Annotated in this window: 25 protein-coding genes; 20 read left to right on the top strand and 5 right to left on the bottom strand. The window is 67.2% G+C overall.

Annotated elements, in window-relative coordinates:
• The first annotated feature begins 9 nt into the window (after positions 1 to 9).
• The 3 genes from AAG612_RS11330 to spt all read left to right on the top strand — a co-directional run bounded on the left by AAG612_RS11330 (position 10) and on the right by spt (position 1,960).
• Positions 10 to 378, top strand: a complete 369-nt coding sequence (locus AAG612_RS11330) for a response regulator (RefSeq protein WP_342510279.1) — start codon at positions 10 to 12, stop codon at positions 376 to 378.
• Positions 379 to 464: 86 nt separating this feature from the next.
• Positions 465 to 707 carry an acyl carrier protein gene (locus tag AAG612_RS11325; protein ID WP_342510277.1) on the top strand — a complete coding sequence of 81 codons (243 nt, stop codon included), beginning with the start codon at positions 465 to 467 and terminating at the stop codon, positions 705 to 707.
• A complete protein-coding gene (gene spt / locus AAG612_RS11320; RefSeq protein ID WP_342510275.1) occupies positions 707 to 1,960 on the top strand; it encodes a serine palmitoyltransferase in 1,254 nt (417 codons plus the stop codon). Before AAG612_RS11325 ends, spt begins: the two co-directional genes overlap by 1 nt.
• On the opposite strand, the gene AAG612_RS11315 is transcribed toward spt, so the two are convergent.
• Positions 1,961 to 2,845 (bottom strand): MBL fold metallo-hydrolase, encoded by an 885-nt coding sequence (locus AAG612_RS11315; RefSeq protein ID WP_342510274.1) that lies wholly within the window; start codon positions 2,843 to 2,845, stop codon positions 1,961 to 1,963.
• A 68-nt stretch (positions 2,846 to 2,913) separates the two neighbouring features.
• On the opposite strand from AAG612_RS11315, the gene AAG612_RS11310 reads away from it, so the two are divergent.
• The 4 genes from AAG612_RS11310 to AAG612_RS11295 all read left to right on the top strand — a co-directional run bounded on the left by AAG612_RS11310 (position 2,914) and on the right by AAG612_RS11295 (position 5,065).
• Positions 2,914 to 3,240 (top strand): ArsR/SmtB family transcription factor, encoded by a 327-nt coding sequence (locus tag AAG612_RS11310; protein ID WP_342510272.1) that lies wholly within the window; start codon positions 2,914 to 2,916, stop codon positions 3,238 to 3,240.
• An 8-nt stretch (positions 3,241 to 3,248) separates the two neighbouring features.
• Positions 3,249 to 3,773: a rhodanese family protein gene (locus AAG612_RS11305; RefSeq protein WP_342510271.1), complete on the top strand. Its 525-nt coding sequence runs from the start codon at positions 3,249 to 3,251 to the stop codon at positions 3,771 to 3,773.
• A 6-nt stretch (positions 3,774 to 3,779) separates the two neighbouring features.
• Positions 3,780 to 4,565, top strand: a complete 786-nt coding sequence (locus tag AAG612_RS11300) for a sulfite exporter TauE/SafE family protein (protein WP_342510269.1) — start codon at positions 3,780 to 3,782, stop codon at positions 4,563 to 4,565.
• 68 nt (positions 4,566 to 4,633) lie between these two features.
• A complete protein-coding gene (locus AAG612_RS11295) occupies positions 4,634 to 5,065 on the top strand; it encodes an OsmC family protein (RefSeq protein WP_342510267.1) in 432 nt (143 codons plus the stop codon).
• Here the strand turns inward: AAG612_RS11295 and AAG612_RS11290 are convergent.
• On the bottom strand, positions 5,062 to 5,730 hold the full coding sequence (locus AAG612_RS11290; protein ID WP_342510346.1) for an aquaporin: 669 nt from the start codon (positions 5,728 to 5,730) through the stop codon (positions 5,062 to 5,064). The genes AAG612_RS11295 and AAG612_RS11290 overlap by 4 nt on opposite strands.
• A 38-nt stretch (positions 5,731 to 5,768) precedes the next feature.
• Positions 5,769 to 6,410: a YqaA family protein gene (locus tag AAG612_RS11285; protein WP_342510266.1), complete on the bottom strand. Its 642-nt coding sequence runs from the start codon at positions 6,408 to 6,410 to the stop codon at positions 5,769 to 5,771.
• Between the two features lie 214 nt (positions 6,411 to 6,624).
• Here AAG612_RS11285 and AAG612_RS11280 point away from each other — a divergent pair, with 214 nt between their 5' ends.
• Both AAG612_RS11280 and AAG612_RS11275 read left to right on the top strand, forming a co-directional pair.
• Positions 6,625 to 7,131 (top strand): hypothetical protein, encoded by a 507-nt coding sequence (locus AAG612_RS11280; protein ID WP_342510265.1) that lies wholly within the window; start codon positions 6,625 to 6,627, stop codon positions 7,129 to 7,131.
• A complete protein-coding gene (locus AAG612_RS11275; RefSeq protein WP_342510262.1) occupies positions 7,121 to 8,491 on the top strand; it encodes a DNA-packaging protein in 1,371 nt (456 codons plus the stop codon). Before AAG612_RS11280 ends, AAG612_RS11275 begins: the two co-directional genes overlap by 11 nt.
• A 43-nt stretch (positions 8,492 to 8,534) precedes the next feature.
• Here AAG612_RS11275 and AAG612_RS11270 read toward each other — a convergent pair whose 3' ends face one another.
• Together AAG612_RS11270 and AAG612_RS11265 are read right to left on the bottom strand one after the other, a co-directional pair.
• Positions 8,535 to 8,840, bottom strand: a complete 306-nt coding sequence (locus AAG612_RS11270; RefSeq protein WP_342510260.1) for a GIY-YIG nuclease family protein — start codon at positions 8,838 to 8,840, stop codon at positions 8,535 to 8,537.
• Positions 8,841 to 8,992: 152 nt separating this feature from the next.
• Positions 8,993 to 9,469 carry a hypothetical protein gene (locus AAG612_RS11265; protein WP_342510258.1) on the bottom strand — a complete coding sequence of 159 codons (477 nt, stop codon included), beginning with the start codon at positions 9,467 to 9,469 and terminating at the stop codon, positions 8,993 to 8,995.
• A gap of 55 nt (positions 9,470 to 9,524) precedes the next feature.
• Here AAG612_RS11265 and AAG612_RS11260 point away from each other — a divergent pair, with 55 nt between their 5' ends.
• The 11 genes from AAG612_RS11260 to AAG612_RS11210 all read left to right on the top strand — a co-directional run bounded on the left by AAG612_RS11260 (position 9,525) and on the right by AAG612_RS11210 (position 15,589).
• A complete protein-coding gene (locus AAG612_RS11260) occupies positions 9,525 to 10,697 on the top strand; it encodes a phage portal protein (protein WP_342510256.1) in 1,173 nt (390 codons plus the stop codon).
• Positions 10,694 to 11,002 carry a DUF6127 family protein gene (locus AAG612_RS11255; protein ID WP_342510253.1) on the top strand — a complete coding sequence of 103 codons (309 nt, stop codon included), beginning with the start codon at positions 10,694 to 10,696 and terminating at the stop codon, positions 11,000 to 11,002. Before AAG612_RS11260 ends, AAG612_RS11255 begins: the two co-directional genes overlap by 4 nt.
• Before the next feature lie 134 nt (positions 11,003 to 11,136).
• Positions 11,137 to 11,529, top strand: coding sequence for an HK97 family phage prohead protease (locus AAG612_RS11250; RefSeq protein ID WP_342510345.1), 393 nt, complete (start codon positions 11,137 to 11,139; stop codon positions 11,527 to 11,529).
• A 105-nt stretch (positions 11,530 to 11,634) separates the two neighbouring features.
• On the top strand, positions 11,635 to 12,786 hold the full coding sequence (locus AAG612_RS11245; protein ID WP_342510252.1) for a phage major capsid protein: 1,152 nt from the start codon (positions 11,635 to 11,637) through the stop codon (positions 12,784 to 12,786).
• Between the two features lie 133 nt (positions 12,787 to 12,919).
• Positions 12,920 to 13,459 (top strand): head-tail connector protein, encoded by a 540-nt coding sequence (locus AAG612_RS11240; protein ID WP_342510250.1) that lies wholly within the window; start codon positions 12,920 to 12,922, stop codon positions 13,457 to 13,459.
• Positions 13,456 to 13,611 carry a hypothetical protein gene (locus tag AAG612_RS11235; RefSeq protein ID WP_342510248.1) on the top strand — a complete coding sequence of 52 codons (156 nt, stop codon included), beginning with the start codon at positions 13,456 to 13,458 and terminating at the stop codon, positions 13,609 to 13,611. The genes AAG612_RS11240 and AAG612_RS11235 overlap by 4 nt, the downstream gene beginning before the upstream one ends.
• Positions 13,611 to 14,009: a tail completion protein gp17 gene (gene gp17, locus AAG612_RS11230; RefSeq protein ID WP_342510246.1), complete on the top strand. Its 399-nt coding sequence runs from the start codon at positions 13,611 to 13,613 to the stop codon at positions 14,007 to 14,009. Before AAG612_RS11235 ends, gp17 begins: the two co-directional genes overlap by 1 nt.
• Before the next feature lie 111 nt (positions 14,010 to 14,120).
• Entirely contained in the window at positions 14,121 to 14,528 is a 408-nt protein-coding gene (locus AAG612_RS11225) for a phage major tail protein, TP901-1 family (RefSeq protein WP_342510243.1), read from the top strand.
• Positions 14,525 to 14,830, top strand: a complete 306-nt coding sequence (locus AAG612_RS11220; protein WP_342510241.1) for a gene transfer agent family protein — start codon at positions 14,525 to 14,527, stop codon at positions 14,828 to 14,830. Before AAG612_RS11225 ends, AAG612_RS11220 begins: the two co-directional genes overlap by 4 nt.
• Complete coding sequence (locus AAG612_RS11215) at positions 14,827 to 15,021, top strand: phage tail assembly chaperone (protein ID WP_342510239.1); 195 nt, start codon at positions 14,827 to 14,829, stop codon at positions 15,019 to 15,021. Before AAG612_RS11220 ends, AAG612_RS11215 begins: the two co-directional genes overlap by 4 nt.
• Positions 15,014 to 15,589 carry a tail tape measure protein gene (locus tag AAG612_RS11210; RefSeq protein WP_342510237.1) on the top strand — a complete coding sequence of 192 codons (576 nt, stop codon included), beginning with the start codon at positions 15,014 to 15,016 and terminating at the stop codon, positions 15,587 to 15,589. Before AAG612_RS11215 ends, AAG612_RS11210 begins: the two co-directional genes overlap by 8 nt.
• Positions 15,590 to 15,607 lie beyond the last annotated feature (18 nt).

Genomic DNA, 15,607 nt, shown 5'->3' with positions numbered 1-15,607 from the left:
GGGCGACACGTGGCAAAGCGTATCCTTGTTGTCGAGGACAACGATCTCAACCGCAAATTGTTCTGCGATGTACTCCGCGCCAAGGGGTACGAAGTGCTGGGGTGCGCGGATGGCAATGCGGTGATCGAATCGGCTCGGCGTTTCCGCCCCGACCTCGCGATCATGGACATCCAGCTGCCGCATGTCTCCGGCCTCGACCTGATCGCCCAGATGAAGGCCGACGGCGAGTTGTCCGCCGTTCCGGTGCTGGCCGTCACCGCCTATGCAGGCACGGGCGACGAGGATCGCATTCGCGCTGCGGGGGCGGAAGATTACCTTGCAAAACCGGTCTCCATCGGCCCGTTTTCGGCCAAGGTTATCGCGCTGATCGGTGAGTAGGCGGCCCCCCGTCACTTTGGCGCGCTTGACAAATACGGGGCGAACAAGCTTTGCCCCGCGCTAAGAAGAAACGAAGGAATCCCGCTATGGACCGTGCCGAAATCGACCGTCGAATCCGCACGCTGATAGAGCCGTTCAACAAGAACGATGTGACGATCACCGATGCGACGACCTTCCAGGGCGACCTGGAATTCGACAGCCTGACGGTGATGGATTTCGTCGCCGCGATCGAAGACGAATTCGACATCATCATCAGCATGAACCAGCAGGCCGAGATCGAGACCTACGGCCAGCTCGTCGATGCCGTGAAGAAACTGGTCGAAGCCTGATGAGCGAAGGCATCAGCCAGCCGGACGCTCCGGTTGAACGTGAAGGCCGCGCCAAGGGCGATCTGTTCGCGAAGTTCGACGAGCTCATCCAGATGCGCGAGGGCCTGCTCGCCAGCGGGGTGGAAGACCCGTTCAACCTGGTGATGGAAAAGGTCCTTTCGCCCACCCGCGCGATCTGCAACGGGCGCGAGACGATCCTGCTCGGCACCTACAACTACATGGGGATGACCTTCGACGAAGATGTCATCGCCGCAGGGAAGCAGGCGCTGGAAGAATTCGGCACCGGCACGACCGGCAGCCGCGTTCTGAACGGCACCTATCAGGGCCACCGGGAGTGCGAGGACGCGCTCAAGGAATTTTACGGAATGGACCATGCGATGGTCTTTTCCACCGGCTATCAGGCCAACCTCGGGATCATCTCCACCATCGCCGGCAAGGGCGATTACGTGGTGATCGATATCGACAGCCATGCCTCGATCTACGATGGCTGCGCGATGGGCCGGGCCGAGATCGTGCCCTTCCGCCACAACGATATCGAAGCGCTCGAAAAACGGCTGAAGCGCATTCCCGCCGATGCGGGCAAGCTGGTCGTCCTCGAAGGCGTCTATTCGATGCTGGGCGATGTCGCGCCGCTCAAGGAAATGGTTCGCATTTCCAAGGAAGCGGGCGCGATGGTGCTGGTCGACGAGGCGCATTCGATGGGCTTCATCGGCGAACATGGACGCGGCGTCGCCGAGGACCAGGGCGTGCTCGACGATGTCGACTTCGTGATCGGCACGTTTTCGAAGAGCGTGGGCACGGTGGGCGGCTTCTGCGTTTCCAACCACCTCGATTTCGAGATCATGCGGCTGGTGTGCCGACCTTACGTGTTTACCGCCAGCCTGCCGCCTTCGGTGGTCGCGACCGCCGCGACCTCGATCCGCAAGCTGATGCACGGGTCGAACAAGCGCGCGCACCTGTGGGAGAATTCCAAGCGGCTGCACTCCGGCCTCAAGGACCTGGGCTTCCAGCTCGGCACCGAGACCCCGCAAAGCGCGATCGTCGCGGTGATCATGCCCGACCTGACCAAGGGCGCGCAGATGTGGGAGGCGCTGCTGAAGGAAGGGCTCTACGTCAATCTCGCCCGCCCGCCGGCAACGCCCGCCAACATGACGCTGCTGCGCTGCTCGCTGTGCGCCGAACATAGCGAGGAAGAGGTTTCCACCATCCTCGGCATGTTCGAACGCGCAGGCAAGGCTGTCGGGATACTCTGATCAGCCGTCGGTCACGGCGTGGCGCACCGGCTTGATCGGAATGCGCAGATAGGAAACCCCGTTCTCGGTCGCTTCGGGGAAGCGGCCCGCGCGGATGTTCACCTGGACCGAGGGCAGGAGCAGCCGCGGGACGGCGAGGCCTTCGTCGCGCTCCTCGCGCATTGCCACGAACTCGTCCTCGCTCACGCCGTCGTGCACATGCACGCTCTTCTCGCGCTGCTCGGCAACGGTGGTTTCCCACGCATAGTCGTCGCGCCCCGGTGCCTTGTAGTCGTGGCACATGAACAGCCGCGTTTCGCCGGGTAGCGAGAGGATGCGCCGGATCGAGCGGTAGAGCTGGCGCGCGTCGCCGCCCGGGAAGTCCGCCCGTGCGGTGCCATAGTCGGGCATGAACAGCGTATCGCCCACGAACACCGCATCGCCCACCTTGTAGGCGAGGTCCGCCGGGGTGTGGCCGGGTACGTGGAGCACCTCCACCTCCAGCTCGCCGATCGCGAACTGCTCGCCATCTTCGAACAGGCGGTCGAAATCGGATCCGTCGGGCGTCAGGTCGTCGAGGCCGAAGACCGGGCGGAAGATCTTTTGCACGTCGCGGATATGCGCCCCGATGCCGATGGTCGCGCCGGTCTTCGCCTTGATGAAGGGCGCCGCGCTCAGGTGATCGGCATGGGCGTGGGTCTCGAGCACGTACGCGACCGTCACCCCGGCTTCCTCGGCGGCCGCCAGGATGGCTTCGGCAGACCGGACGTCGGCCTCCCCCGATGCAAGATCGAAATCGAGCACGGGGTCGATCACCGCGCCCTTGCCCGTTGCCGGGTCCCAGACGAGGTAGCTGACGGTATTGGTCGGTTCGTCGAAGAATGCGCGAATTCGGGGATTCGTCATGATCTTTCTCCATCAAGTGGTCTGTGTCGCTTGACATATATTAGCCAATGCTTATTTAGCAAGAGCTAATGAAAAACCAACCCATCCTCGCCCCCGCCGACCTCGCATCCTTCGAGGCCAACGCCACCAGTGTCGCCGAGCTGCTCAAGGCGCTCGGCAACACGCGTCGGCTGATGGTGATGTGCAAGCTGGCCGAGCATGGCGAGATGCGGGTCAACGCGCTCGCCGAAGAGGTCGGCCTCTCGCAGTCCGCCCTGTCGCAGCATCTCGCGAAGATGCGGGCCGAGGGCCTCGTCGACTTCCGGCGTGAGGCGCAGACGGCCTGGTACCGGATCGCAGACCCCCGCTGCCGGACCCTGCTGGCGACCTTGCACGAACTTTATTGTCAGGAGTGAACCCCCGAATGTCCCCCACCACCCCCAAAACCATTTCGCCGCGCGAAGCCCGTGAGCTGCTGGCGAACGGCGCGCAGCTGATCGATATTCGCGGCGCCGACGAGTTCGCCCGCGCGCGGGCCGAAGGGGCCGAAAACCGGCCGCTCGACCGGATCGACCGGCTCGAAACGGACGGCCCTGTCGTGTTCATGTGCCGCTCCGGCATGCGCACGGCGAGCAATGCCGACAGGCTCGCCTGCTGCCATCCGGGCGAGGCGTTTCTTCTCGAAGGCGGGCTCGAAGGTTGGCGCAAGGCGGGGCTTCCCGTTGCGGAAGACCGCAGCCAGCCGCTCGAGATCATGCGGCAGGTGCAAATCGCCGCTGGATCACTGGTGATGATCGGTATCGTGCTGGGGCTGATCGTTGCGCCCGGCTGGTTCGCGCTTGCCGGGTTCGTCGGTGCGGGGCTGGCTTTCGCGGGCACGACGGGCTGGTGCGGCATGGCGCATCTGCTCGCGGTCATGCCGTGGAACCGCAAGCCGCAGCACGGCTGACCGGCGATGGACGCGGCAGGTATTATCCTGACCCTGTTGTCAGGCGGCTTGATCGGCCTGGTCCTCGGGCTGGTCGGAGGCGGAGGCTCGATCCTCGCCGTGCCGCTGCTGGTCTATGTCGTCGGGGTGCAGTCGCCGCACGTCGCGATCGGCACTTCGGCGGTCGCGGTCGCGCTCAATGCGCTCGTCGGCCTTGCTGGCCACGCGCGAGGCGGCAATGTGCGCTGGCCCTGTGCGCTCTCTTTCGCGCTCTCCGGAGCGGTCGGAGCGGCGCTCGGCGCGCGGGCCGGCATGGCTTTCGACGGCGAGCGGCTGCTCGCGCTGTTCGGCGTCCTGATGGTTGTCGTCGGCGGCTTGATGATGCGGCGGCGCACGGCCAACGAGAACGCGATTGTCCGCATGACCCGCGACAATGCCGCACCAATGCTCGCGCGGATCGTGCCGACGGGCCTCGCGGTAGGCGTGCTCGCGGGCTTCTTCGGTATCGGAGGCGGCTTTCTGGTCGTGCCCGGTCTCATCTTCGCGACCGGCATGTCGATCATGCTTGCCATCGGCAGCTCGCTGGTTGCGGTCACCGCCCTCGGCGCGACAACCGCCGGGTCCTATGCTCTCTCCGGCCTCGTGGACTGGCAGCTCGTGCTCTGGCTCGTTGCGGGCGGGGTCGGCGGCAGCATCCTCGGCCGCTGGATCGGCCAATTGCTGGCGACGCGCAAACGGGCGCTGGAAATCGGGTTTGCAGGGCTGGTGGTGGCCATTGGTGCCGGCGTTGTCGGCGAAGCGCTGCTCGGTTGAGAGCGCGCCAGCGGGGCCGGAACGACTGGCGCTGGCCCGCGTCTCCTTCACACAAGGAGATCATTACGATGAGCACGACCAATAGCGGCAGCGCCAGATACGAAGGCTTCGGCAAGAGCGGCAAGGGCCACGTTTCGACCCAATCGGGCGCGCTGAAAGACCAGCCCTATGGCTTCAACACCCGGTTCGAGGATGCGCCCGGGACCAACCCGGAAGAGCTGATCGGCGCGGCCCACGCCAGCTGCTTCACCATGGCGCTCGCCTTCCAGCTGGCCGACAAGGGCCATTCGGACGGGACGATCGAGACAACCTGCGAGGTGACGCTCGATAAGGACGGCGACGGGTTCAAGGTCAGCAAGTCCGCACTGTCGGTAACCGGCGGCGGCGATGGCCTCGACCAGGCGACGTTCGAGGAATGCGCCAGGAGTGCCAAGGAAAACTGCCCGCTGTCCAAGCTGCTCGACACCGAGATCACGCTGGAAACGACGTTTAACGGCTAAGCGGTCTGCCCGGTGGGCGGATCGGAACTCAGCCAGCCGCCCACCACCACCGCCAGCAGCATGCCCGCCAGCTGCGCCGCGATGAAGCCGGGCACGTGCGCCGGGTCGATCCCGGCGAAAGTATCGCTGAGGCTGCGCACGATGGTGATCGCCGGATTGGCGAAGCTGGTGCTCGACGTGAACCAGTAGGCGGCGACGATATAGAGCGCGACGCTGGCCGGGACCGATCCGGGCAGCCGCTTCAGCGTGACGAGGATCGTCAGCACCAGGCCGAAGGTCGCGATACCTTCGCCCGCCCATTGCCCCACGCCGAAGCGGCTCTTTTCCGACAATTGCAGGATCGGCAGCTCGAACATCAGGTGCGCGGCAAAGGCACCCAGCGCGCCGATCGCGACCTGGACGATCATGTAGAGGATCGCCGGGGTCGCGGCGATCTCGCGGCGGAGCCAGAAGGCCAGCGTCACCGCCGGGTTGAAATGCGCGCCCGAGATCGGCCCGAGCATCGCGATCAGCACATACAAAATCGCGCCCGTCGCAATCGTGTTTGCGAGCAGCGCGATGGCCGCATTCCCGCCCGACAGAGTCTCGGCCATGATGCCCGAGCCCAAGACCCCGAGGAAGAGGAAGAAGCTGCCGATACCCTCCGCCGCCAGCCGCCGCGACAGCGGATGTTCGGCTGGCGGGGTAGGCTCGGGCAGTGCGGTCACAGGTCCTCGAGCGTAGCCGACGCGCAGGGGTCGTTCGCGTCGCTCTCGCCGTCGTCATGCGCCAGTTGCGTGATCGCGAGGAAGCCGCCCACCACCAGCACGACGAACAGCGTGGTCAGCGGGACCAGGTACTTGTCGATGAAGATCTTGATCGGCGCGCCGAACAGGCGGAACAGAACGCCCACAGTCATGAAGATCAGCCCGCGCCCGGCGATGCTGGCGATGATAAAGGTCGCGAGGTTCATGCTCACGAAGCCCGCCGTGATTGTCATCAGCTTGTAGGGGATCGGCGTGCTGGCGGTGGCGAAGACCGCCCAGCCGCCGTTCGCGTTCACGGTGCAGGCCGCCCACGGGAAGGCGTCCGCATAGCCCAGCGCGTTCAGGAGCCACAGGCCGATGCTCTCGTACAGCAGCGCACCGATGGCGTAGCCGAACAGTCCGCCGACGACCGAGGCACCCGTGGCGATCATTGCGAAGCGGATCGCCTTCTTCGGCTCGGCGAGGCACATCAGGCCCAGCAGCGGGTGCGGCGGGATCGGGAAGAAACTCGATTCGACGAACGCAAACAGCGCCAGCCACCACTGCGCATGCGGATGCGCCGCCTTCTCCATCGTCCATTCGTACAATTTGCGCAGCATGGCCGCTCCCTCGCCCGTGTTGGCGCCGCTTAGGCGAGGCCGCGAACCCGCGCAAGCAATCGCATCACCTGACAATTTACCATATCGGTTATTTTACGATTGACATCGCGACGCTCTTTGGTTAGAGAACCGGAACATCGCGATGGTGCGGACGGCCCGGATGGCCAGCGCTGCCTCGCCAGGGCTCATCTCCGACACTCGGGGCGCTTCCTCCATGACCAGCAATATCCGGCCTTCGCCCCCGACACGGGCGAAGCGCAAGAACGTGCGCTTTACCGATGCGCAGAAGGCGGCCGAAGGCGAAGGCCCGGTCAACAAGCACTGGCGGACCTATTTCCTCCAGCATCTTGCCGCGACCTCCAATGTCAGCGCCTCGGCGAAGACAGCGGGTATCTCGCTCAGCCGGGCGTATAAGACGCGGCGCGAACATGCCGATTTCGCCGCCGCGTGGCGCGCTGCGCTCTGCGAAGGGTACGAACATCTGGAGATGGAGGTGCTCGCCCAGCTGCGCGGGCACGATCCGGAGCGCAAGCTCGACATCGCCAACGCGATCCGCCTGCTCGCCGCGCACCGTGAGACGATCGCTACCGAGCGGGCGAAACGCCACGGGCAGGACGAGGCAGAGGTGTTCGCCTCGCTCGAACGCAAGCTCGCCACGATCCGCGAACGGCTCGCGAAGGATGGCACCGCATCGCAGGCCGACGGGCGCGATGGGCGCTGAATGGCTGGGCGATCTGCTCAGGCTCGCCCCCGAGGCGCGGCTCGACTGGTACGCCTCGCTGGCGGAAGCGGAAGCTCGGGCGATCGCCCGCTACTGGCCGCTGTGGGCGCGGACCGAGCAGATGCCGCCGGAGAGCGACTGGCACACCTGGCTGATCTGCGCTGGGCGCGGCTTCGGCAAGACCCGCGCCGGGGCCGAATGGGTGCGCGCCATCGCGCGGAGCGATCGGCACGCGCGCATCGCGCTGGTCGGTGCCTCGCTGGGCGAGGTGCGCAGCGTCATGATCGAAGGCGAGAGCGGCATCCTCGCGGTGTGCGCGCCGGATCAGGCTCCGCAGTGGGAACCGAGCCTGCGACGGCTGTCGTGGCCCGGCGGCGCGCGCGGCTATTGCTACTCCGCCGCCGAGCCCGAAGCCTTGCGCGGACCGCAGCACAGCCACGCCTGGTGCGACGAGATCGCCAAGTGGGACAATGCAGGCGAGCGCGCCACGGCGGCGTGGGACAACCTGCAGATGGGCCTGCGTCTGGGCGAGCACCCCCGCGTGGCTGCGACGACCACGCCGCGCGCCGTGCCGCTGGTCCGGCGATTGCTGGAGGACAGCGAGACGGGCGAGGTCGCGGTGACGCGCGGGACGACATGGGATAACGAGGGCAACCTCCCCGCCCGTTTCGTCAACCGGATGCGCCGCCAGTTCGCCCGCACCACTCTCGGGCGGCAGGAACTGGACGGCGAACTGCTGACCGACATCGAAGGCGCGCTTTGGACCCGCGCGATGCTGGAGACGTGCCGCACCACTCCCCCTCCCCTTCAGCGGAGGGGGTCGGGGGGTGGGGCCGCGACCACGATTACCGCTCTCACCCGCATCGCCATAGGCGTAGATCCCCCCGCCAGCGCCCGCGGCGACGCCTGCGGCATCGTGGTGTGCGGGACAGACGAGGATGGCCTCGCCACCGTCCTCGCCGACGAAAGCGTGGAGCGCGCCTCACCCGAGAAATGGGCGCGCGCCGTCGCCCGAGCCGCCGAGAAATGGGAAGCCGACCGCGTGATCGCCGAGGCCAATCAGGGCGGCGCGATGGTCGAAAGCGTGCTGCGCGCGGCGGACGTCTCGCTGCCGGTCAGGCTGGTCCACGCCAGCCGCGGCAAGATCGCCCGCGCCGAGCCGGTCGCGGCTTTGTACGAGGCAGGCCGCGTGCGCCACGCCGGGCTGTTCGCGAAGTTGGAGGACCAGCTTTGCGGGCTTACAATTGGTGGAGGCTACGAAGGCCCGGGCCGCTCGCCCGACCGCGCCGATGCGCTGGTCTGGGCGCTGACCGAGCTGATGCTGGGGCGTGGCGGAAGGCCGCGGGTGCGGGGGATGTGAGCCACCGAGTCACCCCGGACTTGTTCCGGGGTGGTGCTGAACTTCAAAGCCGCTCGAAACCGAAATCCACCGCGAGATCGTGCCAATCCGGATTTTCCTCTTCGATTATGTTGAACTTCCACTGGCGCGACCAGCGCTTGATCGTTTTCTCGCGCCGGATTGCGATCTCGATGTCTTCGTATCGATCGAACCAAACAAGCGAGGCGATGCCGCGTCGCTTCGCATAGCCATCGAAGGTGCCGCAGCGATGCTGGTAGATCCGCGTCAGCAGGTCCGACGTGACGCCGGTATAGAGCGCACCGCGATAGCAGCTCGCGAGAATGTACACGGTCGGATCGAAGGCCCGCATGCGCAACGAATGAAACAAGCACCACCCCGGAACAAGTCCGGGGTGACCGATAGGCGGAGAACCCCATGTCCTCCCCCACCTCCATCATATCAGCCTGCAAGGTTGGGGGTGCGCCCGCATGCCGGTGGCGAGCGGCCCACGTGCCACAAGCACTACAACGCCTTTAGACAGTCCCTGAACGCACCGAACTCGGGAATGTCCTCGCCCGTCTTCGCTTCGAAGCGATGCGCCGTCCCGCCGACCGAATAGGAAAACCGCCCCTGCGTTTCGCTCAGCATCCACGCGAGGTCGTCCACGCTCATGTCGGCAATATAGCCTTGGGCATAGACGCCCTCGAACCCGTCGCGATAGGTCACCGGGCCGCCGGTGGAGAAATCGAGGCGCATGTAGAAATAGCCCTCGCGCTTCCGGCCCGGCGTATCGACCGCGGCCTTGAACATCAGCCCGATCTTTGCAGCACCGTCGGCATCGGCCTGCATGAGCAGGGCCTTCGTCCCATCGCTCACCTCGATGCGACACCCTGAGTCCGAGACCTCGACCACGCGTTCGCGCTCCTGCGCGGCGGCTGCCTGACCAGACCCGAGTGCTGCGGCCATCCCCAGCACCAGCAAACCGAATTGACGCTTCATCTCTTCCCCCTTTCGGGCCGCCTGCCCGGGGGACCGCCTGATCCCGGGAGACGCCATGTCCATGTTTACCGACCTGATCTCCGCCTTCAAGGGCGGGGGCAGCGCCCGTGTGCCCATCGCACGCGGCTTCGCCTCGCCGTGGGCTTCCGCCTTCGAGATGCGCGGGGCCTCCGCCCCGCCCTTCGATTACGTGACCAGTCTGGAGGCGGGCTATGCCTCCAATCCGGTCGCGCAGCGGGCGGTGCGGATCGTGGCCGAGGGGGTGGGCGCTGCGCCCGTCTCGACCCCGGAAACGAAGGATGCGGACGAGCTCTTCGCGCTCGTCACCGCGCCCAGCGCAGGCCAGTCGCTGGTCGAGACCATAGCCGCTCACCTGCTGCTCCACGGCAATGCCTTCATCCAGATCCTGAAGGATGCCAGCGGCAGGCCGGTCGAGCTGTTCGCGCTGAGGCCCGAGCGGGTGACGATCCGCCCCGGCCCGATCGGCTGGCCCGAAGCCTTCGCCTATCACCTCGGCGCGCAGACCCATGTCATTCCGCTGGAGGACGAGGACGGCTGGCCCGAGCTGATCCATCTCAAATGCCTCAACCCCGGCGACGATCACTACGGCGCGGGAGCCCTGAGCGCCGCGGCGCAGGCGATCGCGATCCACAACGCGGCCAGCCGGTGGAACAATGCCCTGCTGGAGAACGCCGCACGGCCCTCGGGCGCGCTGGTCTATGCGCCGGGCGATGGGCAGGGGCTGACCGCCGACCAGTTCGAGCGGTTGAAGGCCGAGCTCGCCAGCGCCTTCCAGGGTCAGGGCAATGCCGGACGGCCGATGCTGCTCGAAGGCGGACTCAGCTGGCAGAGCATGGCCCTGAGCCCCGCCGACATGGATTTCGCGACGCTCAAGGCGGCGGCCGCGCGCGACATTGCGCTCGCCTTCGGGGTGCCGCCGATGCTGCTCGGCCTGCCGGGTGACAACACCTATTCCAATTACCGCGAGGCCAACCGCGCGCTGTGGCGGCTCACACTGCTGCCGCTGGCGGACAAGATCTTCGGCGGGCTCGCCGCCGGGATGGCGCCATGGTTCTCCGATGCGCAGATCGCAGTCGACCTCGACCGGGTTCCCGCGCTCTCCGAAGATCGCGAGCGGCTGTGGAAGCAGGTGAGCGAGGCGGACTTCCTCACGCCCGAGGAACGCCGCGCAATGCTTGGGCTGGCTCCGCAGGAGGACCCACAATGACCAATGAAGACATGCTCGCCGCGCTGCTGGCGCAGGCGCGTACCGAGGGTGCCGAACTCGTTACCTTGCGCGCCATTGCCGAGGAAGCGGGCGAGCTGGGTGCCAACCGCGCGCTCGTCCGCATCGGCCTGTCGGACGAGGCGGCGTCGGGCGATATCGACGAATTGCGCGAGCTGCTGCAAGCCTGGCGCGATGCCAAGGCGAGCGCGTGGAAGGCCGCGATCGACTGGCTGGTGCGCGGGATGTGCGCGCTGCTGCTGCTCGGCATTGCGGTGCGGCTCGGCGTGCCGGGGCTGCTGAAGTGAGTGTGTCGGCGTCTACCCGCGCGCTCCCCTCGCTTGGGGGAGGGGCCGGGGGTGGAGGTTCGGCCTCGACTGCTCGCACACAACCCCCACCCCTCGACCCCCTCCCCGCCCCAGTAGAATGGGGGGAGGGGAGGATTTGGCGGATCGCCGGATATGCCGCGCTGTTCGACAAGGCCGATGCGGCGCGCGACACGATCCGTTGCGGCGCGTTTGCAGCCACCTTGCGCGACCGGCGCGACCCACTGCCGCTCTATTGGCAGCACGATCCGCGCCAGCGGATCGGCACGGTCGAGCGGATCGGCGAGGATGCGAGGGGTCTGCGCGTAGTGGCGCAGATCGACCGGCCCGCCAGCCGCGCCACCGCCTTGCTGGCCGCGCACGCCGTCAGCGGACTGAGTTTCGGATACCGTGCGCGGTATGCGCGGCACACTCCGCAAGGCCGCGAACTGCTCGCGGTCGAGCTGCTCGAAATCAGCCTCGTCACCCACCCGCTGCAACACGGCGCGCGGGTGCATTTCATCGCCTGAGGCGACCGCACCACCCTCGCTACCTTCCCTACGCCTGCCCCACCCCCCAACCCCCTCGCCTTCAAGGAGAGGGGGTGTTTCCCGTGCCGACAAGAAAGGTTCTTCATGGATATCCAGACCCCCATTACCGACACCACATCCGACCCGCTCGACGCCAGCTTCGACATCGTCGCCCGGCAGGATGCACTCGAAGCCGACGTCGGCGCGATCCGCACCGATCTCGATGAGGTAAAGGCGCGCGTCGAGCGCATCGGCCGCGCGGCGCAGCGCCCCGCGCTTGGCGCCAGCGACAGCGCGCCCGCCGAGGTGAAGGGCTTCGTCGACGGCTACCTGCGGCGTGGCGCCACCCATGAGATCAAGTCGCTTTCCGGCACTTCGCCCAGCGACGGCGGATATGCGGTCCCGCGCCAGATCGACGCGATGATCGCCCGCGCGCTCACCGATATCAGCCCGATCCGCGCCATCGCTCAGGTCGTGCAGACCGGCACCGCAGGTTACCGAAAGCTCATCACCACCGGCGGCACGGCGAGCGGCTGGGCAAGCGAGACCGGCACGCGTGACGAAACCGGCGCGCCCACCTTCGCCGAAATCGCTCCGCCGACGGGCGACCTTTACGCCAACCCGGCGGCGTCGCAGGCCATGCTCGACGATGTGGGTTTCGATCTCGAAACCTGGCTCGCGAGCGAGATCGCGATGGAGTTCGCGCGCGCCGAAGGATCGGCCTTCGTCAACGGCACCGGCATCAACCAGCCCAAGGGCTTTCTCGAGGCGGCAACCTCGGCGCTGGGCGACGACAGCCGCGCCTTCGGCACGCTCCAGTACATCGGCACCGGCAGCGCGACCGGGCTCGGTGACGATCCCGACCTGACGCTGATCGACCTGGTCCACACGCTCAAGGCCGGCCATCGCCAAGGTGCCAGCTTCGTGATGAACTCCGCCACGCTGGCCGAGGTGCGCAAGCTCAAGACCAGCGACGGCGCGTTCCTGTGGCAGCCGGGGCTGGTCGAGGGGCAGCCCGACCGCCTGCTCGGCTATCCGGTGGTCGAGGCGGAGGACATGCCCGACATCGCGGCGGACGAATATCCTATCGCCTTCGGAAATTTCCGCCACGGCTACCTGATCGCCGAACGCAGCGCGACGCAGGTGCTGCGCGATCCTTTCACCAACAAGCCATTCGTCCACTTCTACGCGACCAAGCGGATCGGCGGACAGGTGCTCGACAGCGCAGCGATCAAGCTGCTGCGGATCGAAGCCTGACGCCGACAGGGCGCGGGGTTCGCCCCCGCACCCTGCGCGCCCGCGCCGCTGCGGCACCTCCGGCTTCTCCCCTGGCCGTCGAGGACCCTGCGGCGCGGGCGCCTTCCTCTTACGACAATTCAGGAGACCGCCCATGACCCGCATGGTGTTGGCTACCGGCGATCTCTCGCCCGCGCTGGCCGAGCTCAAGCACTGGCTCGGCATCACCCGCAGCGCAGACGATGCGCAGCTGACCGCACTGATCGGGGCGGGGGTGGAAGCATGCGAGGCCTTTACCGGCCTCACGCCGCTGGCCGCGACGATCGAGGAGGTCCGCGATGCGAGCCACGAGTGGACGCGGCTCGCCACCCGTCCGATTGCGCAGGTGACCGGTGTCGAGATGCTCGATGCCGAGGGCGCGCGCACCGCGCTGGGCGATGACGAATACGATCTGCATCTCTCGGGCGATCGATCGGCGCAGCTGCGCCTGCGGCGCGGGCCCTTCGTCAGCCGCGTGGTCGTGACGCTCGAGGCCGGGCTCGCGGCGGATTGGGCACACCTGCCCGACGGGTTGCGCCACGGCATCCTGCGCTTCGCCGCCTACCTCCACCGCGAGGGTGAGGCCTCTCTCGCCGAACCCCCGGCAGCCATCGCTGCGTTATGGCGTCCGTGGCGCGTTCTGAGGCTCGCATGATCCGCGTGCGTGTCCCGGCATTCGACCGGCTTGCCCTCGCGCTCGAAAGGCGCGCGCTGCGCAGGCTCGATGCACGCGTCCGCGCCGCTCGCCTCGATGGCCATGGCTGGCGTTCGCCCGCCAAGCTCTGGCCCAATTTCGGAGACGACTGATGGAGACCGCCCTGCGCGCCGCGCTGATCGACCACCTGCGCGCCGACGATGCGCTGACGGAAGTCGTTAACGTGGTCGACGAGGCCGAGACCGAACGCGCCTCCACGCCGTGGCTTGCGCTGGTGGCGTCCGCCGCGATCGACTGGAGCACCAAAAAACGTCCGGGGCGCGAGGTCCGCGTCGCCTTCGAACTGCGCCTGCATGGCGATGATCCAGCGGCCGGCGCGGATATTGCCGGACAGGTCGATGCGCGGGTGCTCTCGCTGCCCGCCGCGCAGACCGGCTTTCGGGTCGTTACCGCGCATTTCCTGCGCGGTCGCGCCGAGCGTGGCGAACGCAACACCCGCGCGCTGCTGCGCGAATACCGCTTCCGCGTCTTGGAAACACCCCAACCCTAATCCGCTCGGGCTGAGCCTGTCGAAGCCCCGTACTTCCTTCTTCCGCCGTCACATAAGCAGGACGACCCTTCGACAAGCTCAGGGTGAGCGGATTTTCATAAAGGTATCGAAATGACCGCCCAATCAGGCTCCGCCTTCCTTCTCAAGATCGGCGATGGCGCAGCCCCGCCCACCTACGAAACCGTCGCCGGGCTGCGCACCACGCAGATGTCGATCAATGGCGACAGCGTGGCGGTGACGCACAAGGGTTCGGGCGGGTGGCGCGAGCTGCTGTCGGGCGCGGGCACCCGCTCGGTCTCGGTCAGTGCGGGGGGCATCTTCCTCGGCTCGCAGGCCGAGGCACGGGTGCAGGCCCACGCGCTCGCGGGGACGATAGACGAATACGAACTGTCGTTCGAGGATGGCGCGCGGCTGCGCGGACACTTCCTCGTCCAGCGACTCGACTACTCGGGCGATTTCAACGGCGAGCGCAACTACACCATCCAGCTCGAAAGTTCGGGCGCGGTGGCGCCTGTATGAGTGCGAACCCGTTACGCGGCGAGGCATCGATCCGCATTGCGGGCGAGGTCCGCACGCTGCGCCCCAGCTTCGCAGCACTGGTCGCAGCCGAGGAAGAACTCGGCCCGCTGTTCGCGCTGGTCGAACGGGCGAGCGAGGGGCAGCTGCGCCTCGCCGAGATCGCCACGCTGTTCTGGCACTGCCTTCAGAGCCGCGACGGCCTGACCCGCGATGCAGTGGGCGAGGCCGTTGTATCGGGCGGGCTCGCCTCCGCGACCGAGCCCCTGCGCGCGCTGCTCGCGTCGATCCTGCAAGGCCGATGAGCGGCGATTTTCGCGACGGTGTTCCTCCGCTCGCCGCACTCGCCGCGCAGGCGCTCGGCTGGCCACCGGAAGCCTTCTGGCACGCCACCCCTGCCGAGCTGGCTATCGCGCTCGGGCCGATTGCGGCCACCGGCGAGGGCATGACCCGCGCCGATCTCGAACACCTGATGAAGGCTGCCCCCGATGACTGATATGGTCGACGAACTCATCATCGACGTGCGGGCGAGCACGCGCGGATTTTCCGACGACATTGCGCGGATGCGCCGCGATCTCGACAGCGAACTGGTGTCCGGGTTTGCGCGGGCCGGCGATGTCCTCGAACGCGGGCTGCTGACCGCGATCCGCCGGGGAAGCCTGGGGTTCGAGGATCTGCAGGCCACCGCGCTCAAGGCGATCGACCGGATCGCGGCCCAGGCGCTCAAGCTCGGGATTGGCGAGCTGTTCGGAAACAAGAGCCCGCTGGGCGATCTTCTCGGCCCGCTCTTCGGCGGCGCGCTGGGTCTCGGTGGCGGCCTGCCGGGGCGCGCGACCGGCGGCGCAGTCAGCGCGCAGCGCGGCTATCTCGTGGGCGAGCGCGGGCCGGAGCTGTTCGTACCGCCCGGCGACGGACGGATCGTACCGCTGGCGCAACATGGCGAAGCGAAGCGCGTGGACGTTTCCATTCAGCTCGCCGCCCCTGCGGGGACGGCAGCGCCGGTCGCGCTCGAACGCTCCAGCCGCCAGATCGCCGCCGCCGTGCGCCGCGCAATGGAGCTGTAGCTTTTTGCAAACCCTGCG

It is taken from the genome of Citromicrobium bathyomarinum (genome assembly GCF_038594605.1).
Taxonomy (GTDB): domain Bacteria; phylum Pseudomonadota; class Alphaproteobacteria; order Sphingomonadales; family Sphingomonadaceae; genus Alteriqipengyuania; species Alteriqipengyuania bathyomarina_B.
This window is presented reverse-complemented; position numbering and strand designations above follow the sequence as displayed.

Bases quoted from the DNA above. Each gene is read 5' to 3' on its own strand.
- AAG612_RS11325 (WP_342510277.1), top strand. From the start codon at position 465: ATGGACCGTGCCGAAATCGACCGTCGAATCCGCACGCTGATAGAGCCG.
- spt (WP_342510275.1), top strand. From the start codon at position 707: ATGAGCGAAGGCATCAGCCAGCCGGACGCTCCGGTTGAACGTGAAGGC.
- AAG612_RS11315 (WP_342510274.1), bottom strand. From the start codon at position 2,845: ATGACGAATCCCCGAATTCGCGCATTCTTCGACGAACCGACCAATACC.
- AAG612_RS11310 (WP_342510272.1), top strand. From the start codon at position 2,914: ATGAAAAACCAACCCATCCTCGCCCCCGCCGACCTCGCATCCTTCGAG.
- AAG612_RS11305 (WP_342510271.1), top strand. From the start codon at position 3,249: ATGTCCCCCACCACCCCCAAAACCATTTCGCCGCGCGAAGCCCGTGAG.
- AAG612_RS11300 (WP_342510269.1), top strand. From the start codon at position 3,780: ATGGACGCGGCAGGTATTATCCTGACCCTGTTGTCAGGCGGCTTGATC.
- AAG612_RS11295 (WP_342510267.1), top strand. From the start codon at position 4,634: ATGAGCACGACCAATAGCGGCAGCGCCAGATACGAAGGCTTCGGCAAG.
- AAG612_RS11285 (WP_342510266.1), bottom strand. From the start codon at position 6,410: ATGCTGCGCAAATTGTACGAATGGACGATGGAGAAGGCGGCGCATCCG.
- AAG612_RS11280 (WP_342510265.1), top strand. From the start codon at position 6,625: ATGACCAGCAATATCCGGCCTTCGCCCCCGACACGGGCGAAGCGCAAG.
- AAG612_RS11275 (WP_342510262.1), top strand. From the start codon at position 7,121: ATGGGCGCTGAATGGCTGGGCGATCTGCTCAGGCTCGCCCCCGAGGCG.
- AAG612_RS11270 (WP_342510260.1), bottom strand. From the start codon at position 8,840: ATGCGGGCCTTCGATCCGACCGTGTACATTCTCGCGAGCTGCTATCGC.
- AAG612_RS11265 (WP_342510258.1), bottom strand. From the start codon at position 9,469: ATGAAGCGTCAATTCGGTTTGCTGGTGCTGGGGATGGCCGCAGCACTC.
- AAG612_RS11260 (WP_342510256.1), top strand. From the start codon at position 9,525: ATGTCCATGTTTACCGACCTGATCTCCGCCTTCAAGGGCGGGGGCAGC.
- AAG612_RS11255 (WP_342510253.1), top strand. From the start codon at position 10,694: ATGACCAATGAAGACATGCTCGCCGCGCTGCTGGCGCAGGCGCGTACC.
- AAG612_RS11245 (WP_342510252.1), top strand. From the start codon at position 11,635: ATGGATATCCAGACCCCCATTACCGACACCACATCCGACCCGCTCGAC.
- AAG612_RS11240 (WP_342510250.1), top strand. From the start codon at position 12,920: ATGACCCGCATGGTGTTGGCTACCGGCGATCTCTCGCCCGCGCTGGCC.
- AAG612_RS11235 (WP_342510248.1), top strand. From the start codon at position 13,456: ATGATCCGCGTGCGTGTCCCGGCATTCGACCGGCTTGCCCTCGCGCTC.
- gp17 (WP_342510246.1), top strand. From the start codon at position 13,611: ATGGAGACCGCCCTGCGCGCCGCGCTGATCGACCACCTGCGCGCCGAC.
- AAG612_RS11225 (WP_342510243.1), top strand. From the start codon at position 14,121: ATGACCGCCCAATCAGGCTCCGCCTTCCTTCTCAAGATCGGCGATGGC.
- AAG612_RS11220 (WP_342510241.1), top strand. From the start codon at position 14,525: ATGAGTGCGAACCCGTTACGCGGCGAGGCATCGATCCGCATTGCGGGC.
- AAG612_RS11215 (WP_342510239.1), top strand. From the start codon at position 14,827: ATGAGCGGCGATTTTCGCGACGGTGTTCCTCCGCTCGCCGCACTCGCC.
- AAG612_RS11210 (WP_342510237.1), top strand. From the start codon at position 15,014: ATGACTGATATGGTCGACGAACTCATCATCGACGTGCGGGCGAGCACG.